The organism is Saccharomonospora iraqiensis subsp. paurometabolica YIM 90007, assembly GCF_000231035.2.
GTDB classification, from domain to species: domain Bacteria; phylum Actinomycetota; class Actinomycetes; order Mycobacteriales; family Pseudonocardiaceae; genus Saccharomonospora; species Saccharomonospora paurometabolica.
Window position 1 is genome coordinate 3,460 of sequence record NZ_KI912190.1, and the last position, 5,849, is coordinate 9,308.

The 5,849-nt window shown below is 72.1% G+C and carries 5 protein-coding genes and 1 pseudogene; 1 reads left to right on the plus strand and 5 read right to left on the minus strand.

Annotated elements, in window-relative coordinates; all coding sequences use genetic code 11:
- From SACPADRAFT_RS24820 to SACPADRAFT_RS0201565, 5 genes are all read right to left on the minus strand, one after another.
- Positions 1-1,328 (minus strand): ABC transporter substrate-binding protein (locus SACPADRAFT_RS24820; RefSeq protein ID WP_007026165.1); only part of this gene is annotated, 1,328 nt, incomplete at its 3' end.
- Positions 1,325-2,401, minus strand: coding sequence for a branched-chain amino acid ABC transporter permease (locus SACPADRAFT_RS0201550; RefSeq protein WP_007026166.1), 1,077 nt, complete (start codon positions 2,399-2,401; stop codon positions 1,325-1,327). The genes SACPADRAFT_RS24820 and SACPADRAFT_RS0201550, both read right to left, overlap by 4 nt.
- Entirely contained in the window at positions 2,401-3,279 is an 879-nt protein-coding gene (locus SACPADRAFT_RS0201555; RefSeq protein ID WP_007026167.1) for a branched-chain amino acid ABC transporter permease, read from the minus strand. Before SACPADRAFT_RS0201555 ends, SACPADRAFT_RS0201550 begins: the two co-directional genes overlap by 1 nt.
- A gap of 30 nt (positions 3,280-3,309) precedes the next feature.
- On the minus strand, positions 3,310-4,104 hold the full coding sequence (locus SACPADRAFT_RS0201560) for an ABC transporter ATP-binding protein (protein WP_007026168.1): 795 nt from the start codon (positions 4,102-4,104) through the stop codon (positions 3,310-3,312).
- A complete protein-coding gene (locus tag SACPADRAFT_RS0201565; RefSeq protein WP_007026169.1) occupies positions 4,101-4,919 on the minus strand; it encodes an ABC transporter ATP-binding protein in 819 nt (272 codons plus the stop codon). Before SACPADRAFT_RS0201565 ends, SACPADRAFT_RS0201560 begins: the two co-directional genes overlap by 4 nt.
- A 183-nt stretch (positions 4,920-5,102) precedes the next feature.
- Here SACPADRAFT_RS0201565 and SACPADRAFT_RS0201570 point away from each other — a divergent pair.
- A pseudogene (locus tag SACPADRAFT_RS0201570) lies at positions 5,103-5,849 on the plus strand (PucR family transcriptional regulator); the annotation flags it as partial.

The window sequence follows — 5,849 nt, forward strand, 5'->3', positions numbered from 1 at the left end:
CAGTTCAGCGGCTCGACGTCCGGGATGCCGTCGGCGGGCGGCGGCGCCTGCTCACCCTCCATCGTGGTGATCTCGGCGTCGCCGTTGTCGGTGAGCCGCACCGGTGTCAGGTCCTCGGAGCCCTCCCCGGTGATCCGGCTGACCTTCACCCCGCCGACCCCGGCGTGCGAGTCGGCCGAGTACCGGAACGGCGCCAGCGTCGGCCCCTCGAAGCCGCCGCCCGCCTGCTCCACCGCCTCGACCAGGCCCTCGCGGGTGAGGTCGGGACCGGCCGCCTGCAGTGCCTGGACGAAGGTGTAGGCCTGTGCCATGCCGTAGATGCGGTAGTTGGTCAGCTCGCCCTCACCGCCGTGTTCGGACCACACCTTCTGCCACAGCTGCGGCCACGGGTCGTCGGAGTCCTCCACACCGGAGAGGTACTCGGTGGTCAGCGCCCCGTCGAGCGAGCCCGAACCCTCGACCGCGCCCTCGGAGAACCGGGACAGCAGCGACCCGACCAGCGCCGGGTCGGAACCCACGTTGCTGTAGACCCACTGCGGCTCGTACCCGATCTGCATCGCGGCGAGCTGGCTCAGCGCCGTGTAGGACGGCACCGTGAACCCGATGACCAGGTCGGCGCCCGCGGCCTTCAGCGCGCTGATCTGCGGGGCGACGTCGTTGTTGGTGGGCGCGTACCGTTCGGCGGCCACGATCTGGTCGTCGAGGTAGGCGCGCACCCCCTTCTCCCCGTCCCGGCCGAAGTCGTCGTCCTGCAGGAACAGGCCGACCTTGGCGTCCGGGTGGTTCTCGGCGATGTACTGGCCGATGATCTTCGCTTCGATCTCGTAGTCGCTCTGCCAACCGAAGGTCTGCGGGTACTTCTCCGGCTGGTCCCACATCAGCGACCCGGAGGAGACGAACAGGTCCGGGACCTCGTTGTCCTTGAGGAAGTCCAGCACCGCGCTGTGGGTGGGGGTGCCGAGGCCGCCGAGCATCGCGAAGATCTCGTCCTGCAGGACCAGTTCGTTGACCACCTGGCTGGTCTTGGTCGGGTCGTAGGCGTCGTCCCGGAAGACGTAGTCGATCTCCCGGCCGTGGACGCCGCCGTTCGCGTTGACGTACTCGAAGTACGCCTGCGTGCCGGTGGGGATGTCGCTGTACCCGGGGGCCGCCACACCGGTCAGCGGGAAGTGCCCGCCGACCGTGACGCTGTCCTCGGTGACACCCGGCTCGGCCGCCCCGCCCGCGGACTCCGGGCGGCCACCCGCGCCGCAGGCCGACAGCACCAGGGCGGCCGTCGCCGCCACCGCGGTCAGCGCCGCACCGCGCCGCCGCAATCGCTCGTTCATCTGGTTCCTCCTTGTTCGTTCCCCCGACGACGGTTCCGCACCGACTGCCACAGCCGGCGGATGAGACCCATCGCCCCGGAGGGGGCGACGAGGATGACCACCACGAGCACCACGCCGTAGACCAGCGGGGCGAGTTCGGCCGCCCGCACGTCGCTCAGCCCGGCCCCGGTGCCCAGGTCGGTCACCGCGGGTGGCAGGAACACCAGCAGCGCGCTGCCGAGCAACGCGCCGGTCAGGCTGCCGAGTCCCCCCACCACCACCGCGGTCAGCAGGGACAGCGAGAGCACGATCGTGAAGCCGCTCGGCGCGGCGAGGCGCACCACCATCGCCAGCACCGAGCCGGCCAGTCCCGCGCACGCGGCGCTCACCACGAAGGCGAGGACCCGGGTGTGTCCGAGCCGGACACCGGACAGCTCGGCGGCCACCTCGTCGTCCCGGACCGCGCGCCAGACCCGGCCGAAGCGGCTCGCGACGAGGTTGGCGAGCAGCACCATCACCAGCAGCAGCGTCCCCCAGCCGAGGTAGGCCAGGTACTCCTGGTTCCCGATCCCGCTGCCGGTGACGAAGAACATCGCGTCGTCGAACCACTGCGGTGCCGTCGGCGAGGCCACGCGCAGGCCCTGTTCCCCGCCGAGCAGGCTGTCGAAGTAGACGGCCAGACCGGGGGCGCCCACGGCGAGGGCCAGCGTCGCACCCGCCAGGTACGGGCCGTGCAGCCGGGCCGCGGCCGCGCCCACCAGGACGCCCACGAGCGCCGTGACCGCGGCCGAGACCAGCAGGGCGAGGCCGAACGGCACCCCGTCGGCGTCCAGCAGCAGCGCGGTCGTGTACGCGCCGACCGCCATCAACGCGCCGTGACCGAGGGAGATCTGCCCGTTCAGTCCGGTGAGCACGGTCAGTCCGACCGCGGCGATCCCGTAGTAGGACAGCGTGGCCAGCTGGGAGTGGCGGAACGGCTCCGTGGCCTCCAGTACCAGGACGACCAGGACGAGCGCGGCCGCCCCGCCGAGCAGGTTCCGGCCGCCGACGGACGAGGGGACGAGGCGGCGCGCGGCCGCCGACAACGCGGTCATCAGACCTTCCTTTCGGCGGCGTGGCTGAACAGTCCCTGCGGGCGCACCAGCAGCACCGCGACGAGAATGGCCAGTGCCGCCAACGTCACGAGTTCGCTCCCGAGGTAGCCGGACACATAGGACAGTGCGAGGCCGATCAGCAGCCCCCCGACCACGGAACCTCCCGGGCTGTCCAGCCCGCCGAGGACCGCGGCGACGAACCCGAACACGATGATCGGCTCCATGTAGGCGGGGTGGACCAGGCTCCCGCCGGCGATCAGCAGACCGGCCAGCGACCCGACCACGGCGGCGAACGCCCAGCCGAGCGTGAGCATCCGCCCGACGCGCACCCCCAGCAGCCGGGACACCTCCTGACTGAACGCGGAGGCCCGCATCTTCAGCCCGAGATCGGTGAATCGGAACAGCCCCACCAGCGCGAGCATCACCACCAGGACCGAGCCGATGACGAACACACTGAACGGGGTGAACGCGACGGTGAAGCCGTTCAGGTCGAACCCGCGCAACGCGAACGGCGCCGGGAACGACTCGTAGGTCGAGCCGAAGAGCACGGCGGCCAGCGCCTGCAGCGCGATGAACAACCCCAGCGTCACGATCACCGCGTTGAGCTCGGGGCCGCCCTCCACCGGACGGATGACCACCCGTTCCACCGTCGCGCCGAGCAGCAGGCCACCCACCAGGGCGGCGGCGAAGCCGACCCAGTAGGGCTGCCCGTTCTCGATCAGCATGAGGGCGAGGTAGGTGGTGAACATGCCCATCGCGCCCTGGGCGAAGTTGATGACCCGGGTGGACCGCCAGATCAGCACCAGCGCCAGCGCGAACGCCGCGTAGATCGCGCCCTGGCTGATCCCGTTGAGCGTGAGGTTCACGAACTGTTGCATCGGGGCAGAAATCCTCCGAGAACGGCCCGGCTAGAAGCCGAGGTAGGCGTGGCGGAGGTCCTCGTCCGCCGCGAGCGTGGCCGCGTCGTCGGACGCGACGACCCGGCCGAGGTTGAGCACGAAGCCGGTGTCGGCGATGGACAGCGCACTGCGCGCGTTCTGTTCGACCAGCAGCACGGTCAGCCCCTCGCGGTCGACGAGATCGCGGATGATGCCGAAGATCTGGGCGACCACCCGCGGCGCCAGCCCCAGGGACGGCTCGTCGAGCAGCAGCACCTCCGGTTCGGACAGCAGCGCCCTGCCGAGCACCAGCATCTGCCGCTCCCCGCCGGACAGCGAGTTCGCCGGCATCCGCCGCCGTTCGGCCAGCGCGGGGAACAGGTCGTAGACGGTGTCCAGCCGGGCGCGGCGGTCGGCGGCCCCGCGCCGGGAGGCGCCCAGCAGCTCACCGAGGCGCAGGTTCTCCTCGACCCCGAGTTCGGTGATCACGCCACGTCCCTCCGGCACGTGCGCGACCCCGGCCCGGGCGATGTCCTCGGCGGCGGCGCCGACCAGCTCCCGCTCCCCCAGCAGGACACCGCCGGACCGGGGACGCACCAGCCCGGAGACGGTCCGCAGCAGGGTGGTCTTGCCCGCACCGTTGGCGCCCAGCACGGCGGTGATCTCGCCGGGACGGGCCCGCAGGCTCACCCGGTCGAGCGCGACGACCGGGCCGTACCGGGTCGTCAGCTCACGGACGTCCAGGGCCCGGGCGCCCCGTCCGGATCCGGTGGTGTCCGCGGTTCCCGCACCCGCCCCGGTGGGGACGTCGGTGGTCTCGCTCACTGGCCGGCCTCCTCGCCGAGATACGCTTCGATGACGGCCGGGTCGTCCCGGACCCGGTCGGGCTCCCCGGCGGCGATGACCCGCCCGAAGTCGAGCACCGTGATCCGGTCACACGCCGACATCACCAGGTCCATGTGGTGGTCGACCAGGATCACGCCCATCCGCCCGGTCAGCCGCCGGACCAGCTCGGCGAGTTCGGACATGTCGTCGTGGCCGAGCCCCGCGGCCGGTTCGTCGAGCAGCAGCAGCTCCGGTTCGGCGACCAGCGCCCGGGCCAGGGCCACCCGCTTCTGCACCGGGTACGGCAGGCTCCCCGGATACGCACGGGCGTGTTCGAGCACGCCCACCTCGGCCATGGCCCGCTCGGCGCGCTCGGCCAGCGCCCGTTCGTCCCGCCGTGATCGCGGCAGCGCCAGCAGCGCGGACGGGAATCCGCTCGCGCGGAACCGGTCGGCCCCGACCAGCACGTTCTCGGCCACGGTCAGCCCGCGGAACAGCCCGAGCCCCTGCAGTGTCCGGGCGATGCCGAGCCGGGTGAGCCGGTGCGGCCGCAGATCACGCAGCCGCCGGCCGTGCCGGCTGAGCGTGCCCTCGTCGGGGCGCACGAAACCGCAGCAGACGTTGAACAGCGTGGTCTTGCCCGCGCCGTTGGGGCCGATCACACCGTGCACCTCGTTCGGCAGCGCCTCCAGCGACACCGAGTCGAGCGCGGTGAGGCCCCCGAACCGCACGGTGATCCCGGTGGCCGCGAACAACGGCGCCGCCTCCGGTCCGGCACGGCCGGATCCGGCCTCGGAAGTGTCCGGCAACGTCACCTTGGCGCCTCCCACCTTCGGGTACGACGAACCTCATCAGCCCCCGCCCTGCGGGAGGCACCCAGCTTCGTGCGACACGCCCAACATCGGCCATAGGCGGAGTGCCCAAAAAATCCGGGGTCCGCTGGGCTCCGCGCCCGGATCGGCTGGACGGAGCGCAACGCCGCGTGCAATTCTCAGCGCATGAGCACGTCAGCGGAGAGCCCGGCACCCACCGACGTGTCCGGGCCGGCCCGACAGGCCCTGCGCACGCTCAGCCGTGCGCTGCTGGAGAATCTGGAGAGCCTCGCGGACCGGCTGACGCTCATGGTCCTGCAGTACGAACCCGCGTACGCCCAGCTCGGGATCACCTCCCCGGACGAGCTGCGGGAGAATCTGCGCGGCAACATCGAACGCGGCATCCAGTCGCTCGGCGGCGTGGTGCCCGACGGGGCCGACCCCCAGGACACCTCCCGGCAGACCGGCAGACTGCGCGCCCGCGAGGGGGTCCCGCTGGAGGCGGTGCTGCGGGCCTACCGGCTCGGGGGCCGGGTGATCTGGGAGGGACTGCTGGCGACCTCGCGGGAGCGGTTCGACGGGTACTACGACCACGAGCTGCTGGACGCGGCCGGATACGTCTGGCGGGTGATCGACGCGAGTTCGGCGGCACTGGTGGACGACTACCGGCTGGAGGAGGCGCGGCTGCGCAGCCAGGAGCTGAGCAAACGGCACGCCTTCCTCAACGCGCTGCTGGAGGGCCGCGGCTCCGACCCGGGCCTGGCGCAGGAGGCGGCGACCGCGCTGGGCCTGCCGACGAGCGGCCCGATGCTGTGCGTCGTCGCGCCGGTGGACACCCCGCGCGACGATCCGCTGCGCTCGCCCCGGGACGTGCTGGGCAACCAGGGCATCGTGTCCTCGTGGCACGTGCGTCCGTCGGACATCGTCGGTCTC

Coding starts and splice junctions, on each gene's coding strand:
- SACPADRAFT_RS0201550 (WP_007026166.1), bottom strand. CDS start 2,401: ATGACCGCGTTGTCGGCGGCCGCGCGCCGCCTCGTCCCCTCGTCCGTC.
- SACPADRAFT_RS0201555 (WP_007026167.1), bottom strand. CDS start 3,279: ATGCAACAGTTCGTGAACCTCACGCTCAACGGGATCAGCCAGGGCGCG.